The sequence below is a fragment of the Vibrio nereis NBRC 15637 genome (genome assembly GCF_001591105.1).
Classification (GTDB): domain Bacteria; phylum Pseudomonadota; class Gammaproteobacteria; order Enterobacterales; family Vibrionaceae; genus Vibrio; species Vibrio nereis.
Genome location: NZ_BCUD01000013.1, coordinates 87,553 through 105,558, shown reverse-complemented (window position 1 = coordinate 105,558; position 18,006 = coordinate 87,553). Strand labels below are relative to the sequence as shown.

Annotated in this window: 16 protein-coding genes; 7 read left to right on the top strand and 9 right to left on the bottom strand. The window is 48.1% G+C overall.

The annotated features are described in order from the left end of the window. Positions 1 to 291: 291 nt before the first annotated feature. From fre to trxA, 6 genes are all read right to left on the bottom strand, one after another. Positions 292 to 1,005: an NAD(P)H-flavin reductase gene (gene fre, locus VNE01S_RS14045; RefSeq protein WP_053396236.1), complete on the bottom strand. Its 714-nt coding sequence runs from the start codon at positions 1,003 to 1,005 to the stop codon at positions 292 to 294. A gap of 14 nt (positions 1,006 to 1,019) precedes the next feature. Then, positions 1,020 to 1,289, bottom strand: coding sequence for a 2Fe-2S iron-sulfur cluster-binding protein (locus VNE01S_RS14040; protein ID WP_053396235.1), 270 nt, complete (start codon positions 1,287 to 1,289; stop codon positions 1,020 to 1,022). Further along, positions 1,286 to 3,142: a 4-hydroxy-3-polyprenylbenzoate decarboxylase gene (gene ubiD, locus VNE01S_RS14035; RefSeq protein ID WP_053396234.1), complete on the bottom strand. Its 1,857-nt coding sequence runs from the start codon at positions 3,140 to 3,142 to the stop codon at positions 1,286 to 1,288. Before ubiD ends, VNE01S_RS14040 begins: the two co-directional genes overlap by 4 nt. A 97-nt stretch (positions 3,143 to 3,239) precedes the next feature. Next, positions 3,240 to 4,235 (bottom strand): hypothetical protein, encoded by a 996-nt coding sequence (locus tag VNE01S_RS14030; protein ID WP_053396233.1) that lies wholly within the window; start codon positions 4,233 to 4,235, stop codon positions 3,240 to 3,242. 103 nt (positions 4,236 to 4,338) lie between these two features. After that, on the bottom strand, positions 4,339 to 5,598 hold the full coding sequence (gene rho, locus VNE01S_RS14025; protein ID WP_053396232.1) for a transcription termination factor Rho: 1,260 nt from the start codon (positions 5,596 to 5,598) through the stop codon (positions 4,339 to 4,341). 197 nt (positions 5,599 to 5,795) lie between these two features. Next, the gene (gene trxA, locus VNE01S_RS14020; RefSeq protein ID WP_053396231.1) at positions 5,796 to 6,122 is read right to left on the bottom strand and encodes a thioredoxin TrxA; all 327 of its coding nucleotides are present in this window, start codon (positions 6,120 to 6,122) and stop codon (positions 5,796 to 5,798) included. A gap of 111 nt (positions 6,123 to 6,233) precedes the next feature. On the opposite strand from trxA, the gene rhlB reads away from it, so the two are divergent. After that, positions 6,234 to 7,535 carry an ATP-dependent RNA helicase RhlB gene (rhlB, locus tag VNE01S_RS14015; RefSeq protein WP_053396230.1) on the top strand — a complete coding sequence of 434 codons (1,302 nt, stop codon included), beginning with the start codon at positions 6,234 to 6,236 and terminating at the stop codon, positions 7,533 to 7,535. A gap of 7 nt (positions 7,536 to 7,542) precedes the next feature. Beyond that, positions 7,543 to 9,033, top strand: coding sequence for a guanosine-5'-triphosphate,3'-diphosphate diphosphatase (gene gppA, locus VNE01S_RS14010; RefSeq protein ID WP_053396229.1), 1,491 nt, complete (start codon positions 7,543 to 7,545; stop codon positions 9,031 to 9,033). 78 nt (positions 9,034 to 9,111) lie between these two features. On the opposite strand, the gene VNE01S_RS14005 is transcribed toward gppA, so the two are convergent. The 3 genes from VNE01S_RS14005 to recQ all read right to left on the bottom strand — a co-directional run bounded on the left by VNE01S_RS14005 (position 9,112) and on the right by recQ (position 12,219). Then, positions 9,112 to 9,780, bottom strand: a complete 669-nt coding sequence (locus VNE01S_RS14005; RefSeq protein ID WP_053396228.1) for a 7-cyano-7-deazaguanine/7-aminomethyl-7-deazaguanine transporter — start codon at positions 9,778 to 9,780, stop codon at positions 9,112 to 9,114. Positions 9,781 to 10,076: 296 nt separating this feature from the next. Next, the gene (locus tag VNE01S_RS14000) at positions 10,077 to 10,391 is read right to left on the bottom strand and encodes a DUF3630 family protein (protein WP_053396227.1); all 315 of its coding nucleotides are present in this window, start codon (positions 10,389 to 10,391) and stop codon (positions 10,077 to 10,079) included. Further along, positions 10,384 to 12,219 (bottom strand): ATP-dependent DNA helicase RecQ, encoded by a 1,836-nt coding sequence (recQ, locus tag VNE01S_RS13995; protein WP_053396226.1) that lies wholly within the window; start codon positions 12,217 to 12,219, stop codon positions 10,384 to 10,386. Before recQ ends, VNE01S_RS14000 begins: the two co-directional genes overlap by 8 nt. A 223-nt stretch (positions 12,220 to 12,442) precedes the next feature. Between recQ and rarD the strand changes: the two genes are divergently transcribed. The 5 genes from rarD (at position 12,443) to VNE01S_RS13970 (ending at position 17,983) form a co-directional block, all read left to right on the top strand. Further along, entirely contained in the window at positions 12,443 to 13,357 is a 915-nt protein-coding gene (rarD, locus tag VNE01S_RS13990) for an EamA family transporter RarD (protein ID WP_053396225.1), read from the top strand. A gap of 71 nt (positions 13,358 to 13,428) precedes the next feature. Continuing rightward, positions 13,429 to 14,223 carry an AraC family transcriptional regulator gene (locus VNE01S_RS13985; RefSeq protein WP_053396224.1) on the top strand — a complete coding sequence of 265 codons (795 nt, stop codon included), beginning with the start codon at positions 13,429 to 13,431 and terminating at the stop codon, positions 14,221 to 14,223. A gap of 77 nt (positions 14,224 to 14,300) precedes the next feature. Further along, positions 14,301 to 14,969, top strand: coding sequence for a LysE family translocator (locus VNE01S_RS13980; protein ID WP_053396223.1), 669 nt, complete (start codon positions 14,301 to 14,303; stop codon positions 14,967 to 14,969). A gap of 96 nt (positions 14,970 to 15,065) precedes the next feature. Beyond that, on the top strand, positions 15,066 to 16,814 hold the full coding sequence (ggt, locus tag VNE01S_RS13975) for a gamma-glutamyltransferase (protein WP_053396222.1): 1,749 nt from the start codon (positions 15,066 to 15,068) through the stop codon (positions 16,812 to 16,814). Positions 16,815 to 17,554: 740 nt separating this feature from the next. After that, the gene (locus tag VNE01S_RS13970; protein ID WP_053396221.1) at positions 17,555 to 17,983 is read left to right on the top strand and encodes a VOC family protein; all 429 of its coding nucleotides are present in this window, start codon (positions 17,555 to 17,557) and stop codon (positions 17,981 to 17,983) included. Positions 17,984 to 18,006: the final 23 nt, after the last annotated feature.

Genomic DNA, 18,006 nt, shown 5'->3' with positions numbered 1-18,006 from the left:
TTGGCTTTTCGAGAAGCATTTCTCTCAAAGCGGAGGTGAATTCTAGCGAGATAATTTGAAGAGTCAAACACTTTTTCCAAATTTATTTTCTCAAGAAGTTTTTACCTCTCTAACACCGCTGAAGCCTTGTAGCGTCTGCTGTGTCAGTGGGAGCGCATTATAGGGAGTTGATTCGATAGCGCAACCTTTTTAAATAAAAAAAATCAAAAAATTGACCACTCGCTCAATTTATAGGCAAAGGCATAGAAAAAGAGAGCTCTTTGCTCTCTTTTTAGTCAATTAAGGCCAGCTTTAAATGAAAGCGTAGGCATCCGCAAACATGCGGTCACTGTGTGCACCTTTCTCTTGGGTGAACTGTTCTCTTGCAGCTCCCGCCATTTCAAAGCGTCCCGCGATATAAATGTCATATTCGGCTAATGAGTCAAAATCTTCGCTTACCGCCTGAAGGACATTACCTACTTTACCTTGCCACTCAGGTGAGTTTTGCTCAATTACCGGGATAAAGCGAACATTATTGTGCTGGCTAGCAATATCGAATAGCTCTTCTTTCGCGTAAAGCTGGCACTCATCACGAGCTCCCCAATACAAGTAAATGTCGTTTTCTTTATTCTGCGCCACACAATGGTCAAGTATAGAACGAACGTAGCTAAAGCCCGTTCCACCAGCAATCAGTAGTAGAGGACGTTCGCTGTCTTCTTTTACCCAAGCGTCACCATGAGGGGCATCAATCGCAATATCGCTGCCGTTTTCAAGCGCGAGTTTCATTGCCTCCACAACTTCTAGTGCATATGCGTTGTGTTCTGCGGCTCCAATATGAAGTTCGAGTTCGCCTTCATGGCGACAAGGGCTACTAGCAATCGAGAAAGGGCGCTTATCTTTTTCACCCATTACAACCATCAGGTACTGACCTGCCTTAAAGCGGACTGGTGATTCTGGGTGAAGTAGAATTTGATATGTATTACAAGCTAATGGCTTGATGGACTTTACTTTACATTGAATGGTCATGGTGTTCCTCTTACTTACTCCTCAAAAGTAAGCACTAAATTACTTTCGGCAATTGCCTGACAAGCAAATATCCAACCTTGTTCTTGCTCTTTCTCTGTGAGCATAGGCTCAAGGTGATAACTTACTGTCCCTTCGAGTTTGCGGCACAGGCATGCTGCACACGCCCCAACCTGGCAACGGTGCGGGAAGCGAATATTGTTGTTGAGCGCGGCTTCCAACACGGTTTGCCCATCCTGCACTTCAAATTGAATTTGCTGTGGTGACAAGATGATTGTTTTACTCATGATATTCCCAGCTTACTCCATTTCGCGTCTACCTGCGCAACGAGCTGAGGATCTTTCTTAATCGGGACGCCCCACTCGCGTTGGACTTCCCCTAGGAATTTATTGGTCGCGTCCAAACCGAGTTTAGAGCTTTGACCGTCTTGGGCGGCGATTTGTAACGTATCACGCGCAGGATCCATGCGAGTGGTCATCGCCCAGATTACATCATTCCAATCATGTACGTTGACGTCTTCATCGCATAGTACAACAAACTTGGCGTCTGTTAGCGGCTTCAAAAATGCCCAAATGCCCTCAAGTACGCGTTTAGATTGGTGGGCCTCTCTCTTATGCATAGATACAATGACAAATCGATCCTCTCCTGCAGACTCAGGCATAGCGATTTCTATCAGTTCAGGGAATTGAGACTTTAATTGTTCAATATGCTCTGGCGATATGGGCGTTGCTGCCTCGTGATTCAACTCTGGTGCGGTCGCGTTCTCAGCATCCCACTTTATTGTTGCGTCCATCCCCATTTTTGAGCCAAGGCCGACAACTGGTGAGGCAAAATCAAGTGAGTCAATCGGTGTATTCTCGATCATGAGTGTATCGCGTACTGGTTCCATGTTTTCTGTCATGGCTTTGATGACATCATCCCAGCTGCGCGCATTGACACTTTCATCACACACAACAACAAACTTGGTATACATAAACTGACGCAAGAAAGACCAAACCCCGAGCATCACACGTTTCGCGTGCCCTGGATACTGCTTCTTGATGGTAACCACCGCCATACGATACGAACAGCCTTCAGGCGGAAGGTAGAAATCTTCAATCTCTGGGAATTGCTTTTGTAAGATCGGGACAAAGACTTCGTTCAGCGCGACCCCCAGCACTGCTGGCTCATCTGGCGGACGGCCTGTATAGGTACTGTGGTAAATAGGATCTTGACGCATCGTGATATGCGTAATGGTAAACACATGGTGCTTTTCTTTTTCGTTGTAGTAACCCGTGTGGTCACCATAAGGCCCTTCGTCAGCGAACTCATTCGGATCGATGTAGCCTTCCATCACAATCTCGGCACTTGCAGGAATTTCCAAGTCGTTACTGATGGATTTGACCACCTCAGTCTTACTGCCGCGCAGCAAACCAGCAAACGCGTATTCTGACAGGGTATCTGGTACCGGCGTAACCGCACCAAGTATGGTAGCGGGATCCGCGCCAAACGCGACCGACACAGGGAAAGGTTTGCCTGGGTTTGTTTCCATCCAGTCACGTAAGTCTAACGCACCGCCGCGGTGAGCCAGCCAGCGCATGATAATTTTATTCTTCGCGATTTTCTGTTGACGGTAAATCCCCAGGTTCTGACGTTTTTTATGCGGGCCACGGGTAACCGTTAAGCCCCAGGTCAGTAATGGTGCGACATCATCCTGCCAACAACTCATGACCGGTATCTTGTCTAGGTCGACGTCATCACCTTGCCAAACCACTTCCTGACACGGTGCTTTACGTAGCCTTTTGGCTGGCATGTTTAAGACTTGCTTAAACACCGGGATTTTTTCCAGCGCATCTTTAAACCCTCGAGGGGGTTCTGGCTCTTTCAGGTAAGCGAGTAATTTGCCCACTTCCCGCAATTCTTTGACTTCTTCTCGTCCCATGCCAATAGCGACACGCTCTGGCGTGCCAAATAAGTTGGTTAAGACTGGAACGTCATAGCCAATTGGATTTTCGAATAACAGCGCGGGGCCACCTGCGCGCAATGTACGGTCGCTGATTTCCGTCATTTCATAATGCGGATCGACAGGGTGAGAAATGCGTTTCAATTTACCTTGCTCTTCTAGGTGAGCAATGAAGTCGCGTAAGTCTTTAAAACTCATAGGCCTTCTGATGGGCTGGTTAAACTGCACGCAGTATAACAAAAAGAGGAATCATTCGATCCCTCTTTTTCATGGGGTTATTCAGCGAAAGAGAACCTTATAGAGAGAGGGCCTGATCAATCGCATTGCTGCGTACTTTTTTATTGCTGCTCGCAAGATCTTTTAACCACGATTGATATCCTTGACGAGCAAGCTCATTCGCTACGATAGATGCATCTTCTTTAATGGCCATTTTACCGACGAGAAACTCTCTAATGTCTTGGGTTAGCGGCTTGATACTCGCCAACTCCTGAAATGCTTTTTCTTTTAGACTGGGGTTTTGTGTGGCAAGCATTAATTGCTCTATAGAGAAACTGTCTGCACGCGTAGCCAACCTCGAAAGCTCTTGATAGCTATTAAAATCCGCACGCATCAACCATAACAGTTTGTATACTTGTGAGTCTTCACTGACTTGAGCAAGCCTTACCATGACTGCAGAAGATGGCAGCCAACTGGTCACCGCTTCTTGCGTCAATTGATGGCTTAGGGCACTAACCGCATCAGGTGATAGGCTATCAAGCTCGCGGATTAACAAGGCTTCACGAGTTTGGACCTTATAATCACTGCCCGACAACCACTCTTTCAGTTGGAGCTCTCCACGTTCAGCCTTCATCACAAAATCGAGGGTGGACTGATCCTGCTTCCAACGGTTAAGTAAGCGGTTAGCGATAGCTGGGTAGTTAAAGGCGGGGACGGAAAACTCATAACCATCACCTCTTTCAAGGATTTGGTAAGTCGGCACCATAGCTTGCTGACGCTCGACAAATAACGCCATTTTAGGCGTTAAGATAAGGTTCTGCGCCTCAATTTTGCTCAGCAACAAATAACGAGTAACCTCTTGTTGGGACAATGAGAGTCGATCGAGAGCAAAATTCAGCGAATCGATATTACCTTCGACTGCGTATTGTAGTAGCTCTGCTACTTTTTGGTGGACTTGCTCATCCTCAAGCAACACTTCCACACGAGCGGGTGTCATTTCCATCGCTGAAATGACAGGTGCCCCCATTAGCAAAGATGCAGATAGGAGAACCGACGACAACATTCCTTGTTGCATGTTAACCTCCTTGTAACATTCTCAGCCATTCTGCTTGGTCAGCTGGGAGAATGCAAACAAAAACGCCATCGATATGGTCGATGGCGTTTGAGTCAAACTTTAATTACTGGCGACGCATTGCGTCAAAGAACTCATCATTGGTCTTAGTCATAGCCAGTTTATCGATGAGGAACTCCATCGCGTCGATTTCGCCCATTGGGTGAACAATTTTGCGTAGGATCCACATTTTCTGTAGCTCATCTGTCTTGGTTAGAAGCTCTTCACGACGAGTACCAGAGCGGTTGAAGTCAATCGCAGGGAAGACACGCTTCTCAGCAATCTTACGGTTCAGGTGCAGTTCCATGTTACCTGTACCTTTAAATTCTTCGTAGATAACTTCATCCATCTTCGAGCCAGTATCCACTAGCGCGGTTGCGATGATAGTCAGGCTGCCACCCTCTTCTACATTACGTGCTGCACCGAAGAAGCGCTTAGGACGATGTAGCGCGTTTGCATCTACACCACCAGTCAGTACTTTACCAGATGAAGGTACGACTGTGTTGTAAGCACGTGCTAGACGAGTAATAGAGTCAAGCAGGATTACCACATCTTTCTTATGTTCAACCAGACGTTTGGCTTTTTCGATAACCATTTCAGCCACTTGTACGTGACGAGACGCTGGCTCATCGAAAGTCGACGCGACTACTTCACCTTTTACTAGGCGTTGCATCTCGGTAACTTCTTCCGGACGTTCATCGATAAGAAGAACCATCAATTCACACTCTGGGTGATTGTAGGCAATACTTTGTGCAATGTTCTGCAGTAGCATGGTTTTACCCGCTTTCGGCGGAGCTACAATCAGACCACGCTGGCCTTTACCAATCGGAGAAGCCAAATCCAATACACGTGCCGTAATGTCTTCTGTCGAGCCATTACCACGCTCCATCACCATACGCTCGTTGGCGTGTAACGGAGTTAAGTTTTCAAACAGGATCTTGTTGCGGGCGTTGTCAGGCTTGTCGTGGTTAACAGTATTGACTTTGAGAAGGGCAAAGTAACGTTCACCGTCTTTAGGTGGACGAATCTTTCCGGCAATAGAGTCACCTGTACGCAGGTTAAAACGACGAATCTGACTCGGCGATACATAGATATCATCAGGGCCTGCTAGGTACGAACTGTCAGCACTACGAAGGAAACCAAAGCCGTCTTGAAGTATTTCCAGAACCCCGTCGCCAAAAATATCTTCACCACTTTTAGCGTGCGCTTTTAGGATGGCGAAGATGATGTCTTGTTTTCTTAGACGTGCTAGGTTCTCAAGGCCCAAGCTTTCGCCAAGTTTTACAAGATCAGACACAGGTCTGTTCTTCAGTTCTGTTAGATTCATGGTGGTGGATACTTGTTTAGTCAAAATAGGATCTGTTATTTAGTTAAGATGGATTTGGTCAGCGGATCGACCAAGAAGAGAATTCTGTTTAATTAACGTGCGATAAATTAGCACTAAATACTAGCCTAGTCTAGATTTTGTTGGAGCACAAAAAACAAAACCGTGCACTGTTTATCATGCACGGTCTCATCTAACTATTACAGGTTTGCGTCCAAAAACTCTTTCAGTTGAGTCTTAGACAACGCACCTACTTTAGTTGCTGCTACGTTGCCGTCTTTAAATAGAAGCAACGTTGGAATACCGCGAATACCAAACTTAGGTGGTGTACCTGCGTTCTGGTCGATATTTAGTTTACCGATAGTGAGTTTGCCTTCGTACTCTTCCGCGATTTCGTCCAGAATAGGAGCGATCATCTTACAAGGACCACACCACTCTGCCCAAAAATCAACAAGAACCGGGCCTGCAGCGTTGATTACATCGTTTTCAAAACCGTCATCAGTTAGCTGCAAAATCTTATCACTCATCTTCCACTCCAATGTGTTTTTCAGAACTGGTTGGATGATAACCAGTATTAAGATGCCCTATTGGAATGTATTTACTTTCGTATTGCAAGCTTAAGCTGATATTCTATACCCATGAAAAAGACGCATATCACAGAGCAAAAGTTCGCCGATTTGGGATTACATCCTCAAGTTACTGAAGGTTTGATGAAAAAAGGGTTCGATTTTTGTACCCCGATTCAAGCCTTGGCGTTGCCGGTACTGCTCACCGGCCAAGACATCGCAGGTCAAGCTCAAACAGGGACAGGTAAAACCCTGGCTTTCTTGACTGCTACTTTTAACCACCTGTTGAATACACCAGCACATGAAGGTCGTAAGCCAACTCAACCACGTGCCATTATCATGGCGCCAACGCGTGAACTGGCGATTCAGATCTACAACGATGCGGCACCGTTGATCGAAAGCACCGGCATTAAAGCGGCACTGGCTTACGGTGGCGAAAGCTACGACAAGCAACTAGGCAAACTAGAACAAGGTGTTGATATTCTAATCGGTACCACAGGTCGTATCATCGATTTTTACAAACAGCGTGTATTCAACCTAAACAACATTCAAGCAGTTGTATTGGATGAAGCGGATCGCATGTTTGACCTTGGCTTTATTAAGGACATTCGTTTCCTATTCCGCCGCATGCCTGAGCCAAAAGAGCGTTTGAACATGCTGTTCTCGGCAACGCTGTCTTACCGCGTACAAGAGCTGGCGTTCGAGCACATGCACAATCCAGAGCACGTGGTAGTTGAACCAGAACAGAAAACGGGTCACCGTATTCAAGAAGAGCTGTTCTACCCATCAAACGAACACAAAATGGCGCTACTTCAAACTCTGATTGAAGAAGAATGGCCAGACCGTGCGATTATTTTCGCTAACACTAAACACAAATGTGATTCAGTTTGGGGACACCTAGCTGCAGATGGTCATCGTGTTGGCTTACTAACGGGTGATGTACCGCAGAAGAAACGTGAACGCATTCTAGATCAATTCACTAAAGGTGAAGTGGACATTCTGGTTGCGACCGACGTTGCAGCGCGTGGCCTACATATCCCACAAGTAACGCACGTATTTAACTACGACTTACCGGACGACTGCGAAGATTACGTACACCGTATTGGCCGTACAGGTCGTGCTGGTGCAAGCGGTCACTCAATCAGCTTTGCATGTGAAGATTACGCGATTAACCTTCCTGCGATTGAAGAATACATTGAACATACGATCCCTGTTTCTGATTATGACCCAAGTGCGCTGATTGAAGACCTACCAGCTCCGATCCGCATGCGCTCTAACCGTCCGCAACAACGTCGTACTAACACAGGTGGTTCACGTTCAAACAACCGCCGCCAAAACACTCGCTCTCGCCCACGCCAACAAAAGGATTCGTAAGTCGTCTATGAGCCAAGCAGTTTCATCTCCGCTATACGCAGCCATCGACCTCGGGTCGAACAGTTTTCATATGCTCGTTGTGCGTCACATTGATGGCAGCGTTCAAACTATGGCTAAGATCAAACGCAAAGTGCGTCTCGCCGCTGGGTTAGACGAACACAATGCTCTTAGTCTGGAAGCCATGCAGCGCGGTTGGGACTGCCTGAGCCTATTTGCGGAACGACTGCAAGATATCCCCACAGAGAACATTCGGATTGTGGGTACAGCAACTCTGCGTACCGCGACAAACATTGATAAATTTCTGGTGCAAGCAAACCAGATCTTGGGTCGCGATATTGAAGTGATCTGTGGTGAAGAAGAAGCGGCCACCATCTATAAAGGCGTGGCGCATACTTCTGGCGGCAGTGGTCGCCGATTGGTGGTCGATATCGGTGGCGCAAGTACTGAGCTTATCATCGGTGAAGGCTTTGAAGCCAAAGCGTTAACCAGCCTGAAAATGGGCTGTGTCACCTGGCTGGAGCGTCACTTTAAAGACCGTCAACTGACAGCTTCGAACTTCACTAATGCCATCCAGGCGGCCAAAGACACACTCCAACCTATTTTGGAGCAGTACACACAAATTGGTTGGGACGTCTGTGTTGGTGCATCTGGCACCGTGCAAGCACTGCAAGAGATCATGCTGGCGCAAGGTATGGACGAAGTGATTACGCTCGCTAAATTAAAGCGCCTACAAAAACAGGCCATGCGTGCTGAACACTTAGAAGAGCTAGAGATCGAAGGTTTAACGCTAGAGCGAGCGTTGGTGTTCCCAAGTGGCCTTTCTATTTTGATCGCCATCTTTGAGCTGTTAGCCATCGACTCAATGACACTGGCAGGCGGCGCTTTGCGTGAAGGTTTAGTCTACGAAATGGTCGACGAGCTAAAGCAAGACGACATTCGTGCCCGCACGATTGCCAGCGTACAAAGCCGTTACCAAATCGACACCCACTATGGTGATCAAGTGGCGTTGCTGGCCACAAAGCTACTCGCACAGTGTCAACCTGAGTGGATCAGCGAAGAGCAAGGACACTTTTTGCTCGATACGGCTGCGAAGCTCCATGAGATTGGTCTGACGATTGATTTCAAAAAAGGAGGCGAACACGGTGCGTACCTGCTGCAAAGCCTCGATCTACCTGGCTTTACGCGTGCGCAGAAACACCTGCTTGGGGAGCTTACCCGCCGCTATCGCGATCAACTGACGTCGTTACCTGAACAGCACGCGATTTCGGGCACCAGCGCCAAGCGTGTCTTGCGACTGTTGCGTTTAGCGGTACTGCTGTCGCATCGCCGTAAGCCAGCCTTAGAGCCTAACGTCAACTTAGAGTCAGACGGCGATAAGCTGACCCTTACTCTCGACAGCCAATGGTTAGAGGCAAACCCGCTGACCGCAGCTGAGCTGGAAATCGAAGCCAACCGACAAACTGATATCGGCTGGCCGCTTACTGTCATCGCTAAATAAACTGCCAACTGTTAAGCGAGCAAATAACAAAAAGCCCGAGTGAGAACATCACTCGGGCTTTTTTATTGCTAGTCTGGCTTAATTCGCACCGACAATCTTGAACTCGGGATTCACTGCGGTCAGCTTCTTCACCAAGTAGTTAAGCAAGACGCCGTACATCGGTACAAACAGACCTAAACTGATCACCAGTTTAAAGCCGTAATCGACCAAGGCGATTTCTGTCCAGTGTTCTGCCATAAACGGATCAGGGCTTTGGTAGAAAGCAATCGCGAAGAAAGCGATGGTATCCAGCGCATTACCAAATAGCGTTGAACAGGTAGGCGCGACCCACCACTGTTTTAGCTGGCGTAAGCGGTTAAACACGTGCACATCCAGAATTTGCCCTAGTAAGTAAGCCATAAAGCTCGCCAGCGCGATGCGCGCGACAAACAAATTGAACTCGCTCAGTTGAGCAAAACCTTGGAATTGACCTTCATAAAACAGTACCGACAGCCCATACGATACCGCTAAAGCTGGCAGCATCACCAAGAAGATAATGCGACGCGCTAGTTGTGCACCAAAGATACGAACCGTTAAATCCGTTGCTAAGAAGATAAATGGGAAGGTGAAAGCGCCCCAAGTGGTATGAAAACCAAAAATGGTAAACGGAAGCTGAACCAGATAGTTACTGGATGCAATAATGATCAGGTGGAACAGGGTCAAAAAGAAAAGGGCTTTGCGCTGCTGCGCAGGGGTAAAGTTACTCATGCGATACCTTTTTAGTTTGGTTTGGGGGTGAGGGAACCCAAATCGAATCCATCCCAATTATTTGGAATGACTCTTACCAACAATGTAAATAAAGAGATTAAGATATTTTAAATAGTTGGAGTTTCAACAAGGCGACAAATGAGTACTGCCCTATGAGCATAGGGAACCTATGTGATTAGGGAGGACGAATGCAGTCAACGACGATGAAACTTCAAATATGACAAATATCGCGGCGGGCGATTATACATTAACCAATTTTAGCCGCAAGCATCGGTGATTACGCAATCGTTGGCGTACTAAAATCCGCGCTGAAACAGGCTGGCTAAGAAATCCAGTTCTTCTTGTGAATCTTCAACAACAAGCGCTTCAAACCAGACACATTCACTGTAATGCTCTGCTTTAAGAAACAGTTGGCAGCCTTCAAAATCAACCAGCCAAGAGTGGATATCAGCATCCCACTGCTTTTCCTTCACACTGGCAGACAGCAGCGAGATTAAACGCGCACCTAGCTCTGGAAAAGAATCAAAATCAAAGCGTGGGGTACGAATAATGATGCGCCCCTCTTCTGCCTGGTATTCTTGCAGGCCAAATTCCGTTTGTTGCTCAGCCATGGTTGGTTAAGTGCTCCTGAATTAAATCTAAGAATGGATCGGCGTATTTATCTAGCTTGCGCTGCCCGACTCCGTTCACCGCTAACATTTCTCCGTAGGAGGTCGGCAGGATCTCGGCCATGTCGATCAGCGTCGCGTCACTGAATACCACGTATGGCGGTAAACCGTCTTCATCGGCAATCGCTTTACGTAGCTTACGCAGTTTGGCAAATAGCTTCTTGTCGTAATGTTTGTTGGACAGTTTGTCGGACTTCGCCGCGCGCGCGGCCGTATCTAAACGCGGTACTGCCAACTCAAGCGACATTTCGCCACGCAGCAACGGGCGCGCTTCTTCGGTCAGTTGCAACGTCGAATTGCAGGTAATATTTTGGAACAACAACCCTTTGTGAATCAACTGACGGAAGACACTCACCCAGTAATCGTGACTGTTTTCACGCCCTAAGCCGTAAGTCGAGAGTTTGTCGTGGCCATTTTCGCGGATACGGATGTTCTGCATGCCGCGCAACACTTCCACCACATAGCCCATACCAAAGCTTTGATTAACGCGGTACACGCACGACAGTGCTTTTTGCGCTTGCTCGGTGGCATCGAAATGCTTCGGTGGGTCGAGGCAAATATCGCAGTTGCCACACGGCTTTTCGCGGTATTCACCAAAGTAATTGAGCAGAACTTGGCGGCGACAGGTTTGCGCTTCAGCGAACGCACTCATCGCATTGAGTTTGTGCGCTTCGACCTGCTTTTGCGGGCCGTCGTCTTTTTCATCCAACATGCGACGCAGCCAACTGATGTCTGCTGGGTCATACAACATCATCGCTTCCGCGGGCAAGCCATCACGCCCTGCACGACCAGTCTCCTGATAGTAAGACTCGATATTGCGCGGAATATCAAAGTGCACCACGAAGCGAACGTTGGGTTTATTGATCCCCATACCAAACGCCACGGTCGCCACCACGATTTGGATATCATCACGCTGAAACGCATCTTGGACGTAAGCGCGCTCGTCCACTTCTAAGCCCGCGTGGTAACTCGCGGCACGTAAACCGTTGTTGCACAGCTTCTCGGTCAGCATCTCGACTTTCTTGCGGCTACCACAATAAATGATGCCGCATTGACCACGTTGCCCTTCAAGAAAACGAACCACCTGAGAAACAGGTTTGTGCTTTTCGACCAAGGTGTAACTGATATTTGGTCGGTCAAAACTGCCCAAATATACATGCGGGTTATCGAGTTGTAGGCGATGGGTAATATCGTTACGAGTGGCATCATCGGCGGTCGCGGTGAGTGCCATCACTGGTACATGCGGAAAATACTGTTTGAGCTGGCCGAGCGAGGCATATTCTGGTCGAAAATCGTGGCCCCACTGAGAAATGCAGTGCGCTTCATCGACCGCAATCATCGACAGCGGTAGGCTCTCCAAACGTTCGATAAAGTCGCGCATTAATACGCGTTCCGGCGACACATAAACCAACTTCAACGCGCCAGAATGCATGCGGTTATAGACCGAAATCAGCTCTTCACGCGACAAAGTCGAATTCACACATTCAGCCGCCACGCCGTTGGCCTTCAACTGGTCAACTTGGTCTTTCATCAGAGAGATCAGCGGAGAGATCACCAAAGTCAGTCCGCTACGTACCAACGCTGGGATCTGATAACAAAGTGACTTGCCGCCACCTGTTGGCATGATCACCAAGCTGTCTTGGCCTTTGACCGCGTATTCGATCGCTTCCTGCTGACCATCACGAAATTCCTGATAGCCAAATACCTCCTCAAGTACGCTTTGTGGAGTCACTTTAGAATCGGATTGTTCAGCTAACAGTGTGGCAGTCATTTATTTCTCAATAGGAATAGAGTGCAGAAGTGCAAAAAGCGAAGCGCACATTGTATACCCAAGTCACAGCTGGATGCTACGTCGATCGGCCAATTGACCGCCGCGAGTTTGACGACGATTTGCCAACCAATATGAAGGATAGTGCACCAAATCGCTAGGTGATTTGTATCACCATTCGTATACTGGATGTTTCAAATTGTAAAAATAGTGTTGAGATTATCCAATGACACCAGAAGAACAACAAAGAGCGAAGCAAGGCGTCTTGCTCGCCATTGGCGCCTACACCATGTGGGGCATCGCACCGATCTATTTCAAAACCATTAGCGATGTATCGCCGCTTGAGATCCTCAGCCACCGTGTCATTTGGTCATTTTTCTTATTGGCGCTACTACTCCATGTCGGCCGCCGCTGGCGCAGCGTAGTTGATGTGTTCAAATCGAAGAAAAAGATAGCTTATCTGCTTTCGACGTCGGTGATCATCGCGACCAACTGGTTGATTTTTATCTGGGCAGTGAACGCCAATCACATGCTGGATGCCAGCCTGGGCTACTACATTAACCCGCTGATAAATGTGGTGCTCGGGATGATCTTCCTCGGCGAAAGGCTGCGTAAGATGCAGTGGTTTGCCGTGGTATTGGCGGCGTGTGGCGTTATTGTTCAACTGGTCGCGTTTGGTTCAGTGCCTATTGTCGCGATCGCACTGGCCTTTAGTTTTGGTTTCTATGGATTACTGCGTAAAAAAGTCAGCCTAGATGCACAAACTGGTCTATTTATCGAAACTCTCGTTCTGCTTCCCGCTGCGGCTATTTATCTGTTGTGGTTTGCAAGCTCACCGACGTCGAACATGGCTGACAACGCTCTCAACCTCAATATACTGTTGGTTGCGGCCGGTGTAATCACGACTCTGCCATTGCTCTGTTTTACTGGTGCCGCGACGCGCTTAAAGCTGTCGACATTGGGCTTTTTCCAATACATCGGCCCAAGCCTGATGTTCTTGCTTGCGGTGCTCGTCTATGGAGAAACCTTCACCTCAGACAAGGCGATTACCTTCGCCTTTATCTGGGGTGCACTTGTCGTGTTCAGCTTTGATGGTTTTCATTCGAGTAAACAATCACGCCGAGCCGCGCTCGCGAAGTGATCGTTTTTTACAAGACAAACCCCGTTTAGCACTATAAGCTTGGTGAATATTTCACCAAGCTTTTTTGTTCCATGGATAAGGTCAACTACCATAAAACGCAAAACCAAGAGATAAGCCTGATAGACGGAAACTATAAGAAGTTTGCCTTTCAGCGCCATTATCATCTCGATTTTCACATTGGCCTTATCATCGACGGACAACAGAAGTTCCACTACCAAGGAGCTTCATACCAAGTCGGTGCTGGGCAAATTGTGGTGATGCCACCGGACGAGCTGCACGATGGGCATTCCTTGCTCGACTCCGGCTATCAAGTCAAAGTCTTCTCGGTGGACCCGCAGTGGCTAAGTAATTTGGCTGAGCTACAACGCCCGGGCAATACCATCAGCTTTAACCAGTTGATCGTGCATGACCCAAGTGTCTTCAAGCCGTTAGCACAGCTGCACCACTCACTGGCCAAAGATAATCTCAGCCAGCTCGCCAAAGATTGTTTGCCTTATGAAGGTTTCAACCAACTGTTTGCCCGCTATGGCGCCTTAAGCCAGAAAGCGGCCATTCCTTTGGGACAACAATCGGTGACTACGCTCAAAGAGTATTTGATGGCGAACCTCGACCAGCCGGTGCGGCTAGAGCAGTTGTCTGAGCTTTGCCAACTTAGCCCGACTCAATTTCAACGTCACTTTAAGGCTAAGGTCGGCCTCACGCCGTACGCGTGGTTAAGCCGTTTGCGCCTAGAGCAAGGTATGAAGCTGCTTAAATCCGGCCTGTGTGGAACAGACGTGGCCCACCAAATTGGCTTTTACGACCAAGCTCATTTCAGCAAAGCGTTTAAAGCCACTTATGGTGTCTCGCCTTCGCAAATCAGTTAGTGTCAGTTTTTTACAATCGCCACCCAACCATTCCATGCACAATGATGTTCTGTTTTTGACTGTATTGGCCTCTTGCAATGAATGAACTCTCTATCTTAGTCACCTTAGCCACCGTCCACTTTATCGCCTTAATGAGCCCGGGGCCTGATTTCGCCCTCGTGGTGCAAAACGCCACCCGTTACGGCAGGCAAACGGGAGTCTACATCGCGCTCGGGCTGTCGTTTGGCATCTTATTGCATTCCTTACTCAGCCTAACTGGCGTCAGCTATTTGGTGCATCAACAGCCAACCTTATTCGCACTGGTACAAATCGCCGGCGGTAGCTATCTGTTCTATTTAGGCTTTGGCGCACTAAAAGGTACATGGCAAACCCTAAGCTCAAAAAGCGAAACGTCTGCTGAAGAATCCGGTTCGAGCTTACTGCTGAGTAACAAACGCCAAGCCTTTTCTCGTGGCTTTGCCACCAACATTCTCAACCCAAAAGCATTGGTGTTTTTCGTCAGCCTGATGTCGACGTTGGTCCCTGCCAGCATGTCACTGACAGGGAAAGGCGTGGCGCTGTTTATTCTCTGGAGCTTATCTCTGGCTTGGTTCTCATTTCTAGCTTGGGCACTGTCGACCGAACGCCTACAAGCGAAGTTAAAATCACTGGCGGTATACATTGATGGCTTATGCGGCATTATCTTTACCTTGGTCGGGGCGAGCATCCTTTGGCAGTCACTGCATGCCCTGCTCAACACGATCTAAGTTCTGGCTCCAAGTTACATTTTTATAACAATGAAATAGACGCATTGCATATCCACTGCCAATCTTGTTGAGCAAATACAACAAGGAGAAAAATAAATGCAGTGGACATGGAAACTTATCACTACTTCCCTTTTGCTCACATCAACGTCTGGCTGGGCTGATCAGGCAGCGGACTCGGTTGCTCCCGAGCAGAGCACCGGCGTCGAACAAAAACGCTTAGTGACCGCCAAAGATTGGATGGTCACCGCCGCCAACCCAATTGCGACCCAAGCGGGGGCAGATATTCTCGCACAAGGTGGTAACGCAATTGATGCGATGGTGACTACTCAGTTGATGCTCGGCTTGGTTGAACCACAATCGTCCGGTATTGGTGGCGGTGCATTTTTGGTGTACTGGGATGCCAAACAAAAAAAACTCACCACCTATGACGGCCGCGAAACTGCGCCACTCGCGGCGACGCCTACTTTATTCCAAGACGCTAACGGTGAACCGCTCGCTTTTTACGATGCGGTAGTCGGTGGCAGATCTGTCGGCACACCGGGAACGGTAAAACTGATGTGGGACACCCACCAGAAATACGGCCAACTCGAATGGGGTAAACTGATTGAACCGGTGATCCAACTGGCTCAACAAGGGTTTGCGATCAGCCCTCGCTTAGCTAGCCTTATTGCAGGCGATGCCGAGCGTTTGAGCCGTTTCCCTGCCACAAAAGCGTATTTCTTTAACCCTGATGGCTCACCAAAAGCCGAAGGCACAATCCTTAAGAACCCAGAATACGCCGCCACCTTAACCACGATTGCTAAACAGGGTGCAAAGGGCTTCTACCAAGGTGAGATCGCCAAAGATATCGTCAATACGGTACAAACCGCCGCTGGGAATCCGGGCGTACTTGCCGAGCAAGACCTGAGTATCTACCAGACTAAACAGCGCGACGCAGTTTGTGCGCCCTACCAAAGCTTTGACGTCTGTGGCATGGGACCACCAAGTTCTGGCGCCCTGACGGTTGGACAAATCTTAGCAATGACCGAGCAATTTGACCTCAAAGGCTGGGGAGCCGAAAGTCCAAAGTCTTGGCAGGTGATCGCCGATGCGTCAGCTCTGGCGTTTGCGGACCGAGGCATGTACATGGCTGACGAAGACTTTGTACCGATGCCAACAACCGGGTTACTTAACAGCAACTACCTCAAACAGCGCGCGAGTTCGATCACTCCAGGTAAAGCGCTGGAATCGGTCTCGGCAGGCACTCCGCCGTGGAATTATGCTCAAGTACAAAGCCAGGATGAATCAATTGAACTGCCTTCCACCAGCCATTTCAACGTCGCCGATGGGGACGGTAACGTCGTTTCGATCACCACGACGATTGAAAACGCGTTTGGCTCTAGACTGATGGTGCGAGGGTTCCTGCTCAACAACGAACTGACCGACTTCTCGTTCCGTACCCATCGCGATGGTAAGCCGATAGCAAACCGACTTGAGCCAGGCAAACGCCCTCGCTCTTCCATGGCTCCAACCATCATTATGCAAGACAATAAACCCTACATGGCAATAGGATCTCCAGGTGGTAGCCGCATTATCGGTTATGTCGCCCAAGCGATCATTGCTCATACTCAGTGGGGAATGGATATTCAAAGCGCGATTAATCAGCCACATTTACTCAATCGTTTCGGAACAGTCGACATTGAACAGGGAACAAGCCTAGAAAAGATGAAACCTGAGCTTGAAAAGAGCGGGCTAAAAGTGAATATTCGCGACTTAAATTCCGGATTGCACGCAATTCGATTCACCGAAAGTGGCTTGGAAGGCGCCGCTGACCCTCGTCGAGAAGGAGCCGCCATCGGTAAATAACGACGATCTGCCCACTTGTTTGTGAGAGATCTCTTACAAGCAAGTGAGCAAAAGTAGCTTCTTACGTAAGGCGATTCAGAAAGAAATAAACTAAGTCATTGTTTTTAAATGCATAGTTTTATTTTTCAATAATATTTCTTTTATGTAATCGTTTTCTTAGCATTGCTGAAATCCGTCAAAGTCGTAATATTAATCCTGTCGGAAGGATACTGACACGGAACAGGAAATTACCAAGGATTAGGTAATCTTCAGGAAGAAGATACGGTTACTCAGGATGAGTGGTCGGCACGGATAGCAAATTGGACATTGAACGGACGCAATAGTAACTAGGATGGTTGCTACTAAGGATGGGAAATGGACACCTCTGGACGAGGAAAGGAACTTATCATCAGGATGATGAAAGGGACACCGCTCAGGGAACAAGCGAAGTGAGCTAACGAGGATTGTTAGCAGACCAGGATAGGGTCAAGGACACCGCTAGGAAGGCGATGAAAGGATTAGCTGAAGGAAGTCAGCATACTATCAAGGATTTGATGCATGGAGCACTTTTAGTAGCCGGATTGCTGCGAGTAAGACTATAACCCCGATGGGCGAAAGCCCTCGGGGTTTTTCTTTATCTGAATCTCACCCATCTTCATTTTTCAATAAATCTTGCCATTGCTGTTGACCTCTACTTAACTTGAGGTTTTAAAGTCATTACATCCACACCGAAAATCAACTTAAAACAAGGATGTAAGACCATGAGCTATTACCTAGAACACGCTAACCTGAGCGTTGATAACGCCCAAGCCACTGTCGATTTTTTACTCGCCGCAATCCCAGCTTGGAGAGTACGTGGCGGTGGTGATTGGGACTCACCAACCGGACAAACTGTTGATTGGTATCATGTGGGTGACGACAATCAGTACATCACAGTGCAATCTGGCGGAGACGGCCCAGCGCAAGACTGGACGCTAAAATGGACCGGCGTCAAACATCTCGGCATCGCAGTCCCCAACTTAGAAGACGTGATTGAACGCTTACGCCAACACGGTTACGAACTCGATCATTTAGGTGGTGAACATCCACATCGTAAAAGCGTTTACTACTTGGATGGCAATAATCTGCAATTTGAATTTATCGAGTATCTTTCCGAGCGCACCGATGAGCGCAATGACTACACGTTGTAAGCAATAAAAAAGCGCTAACTCGG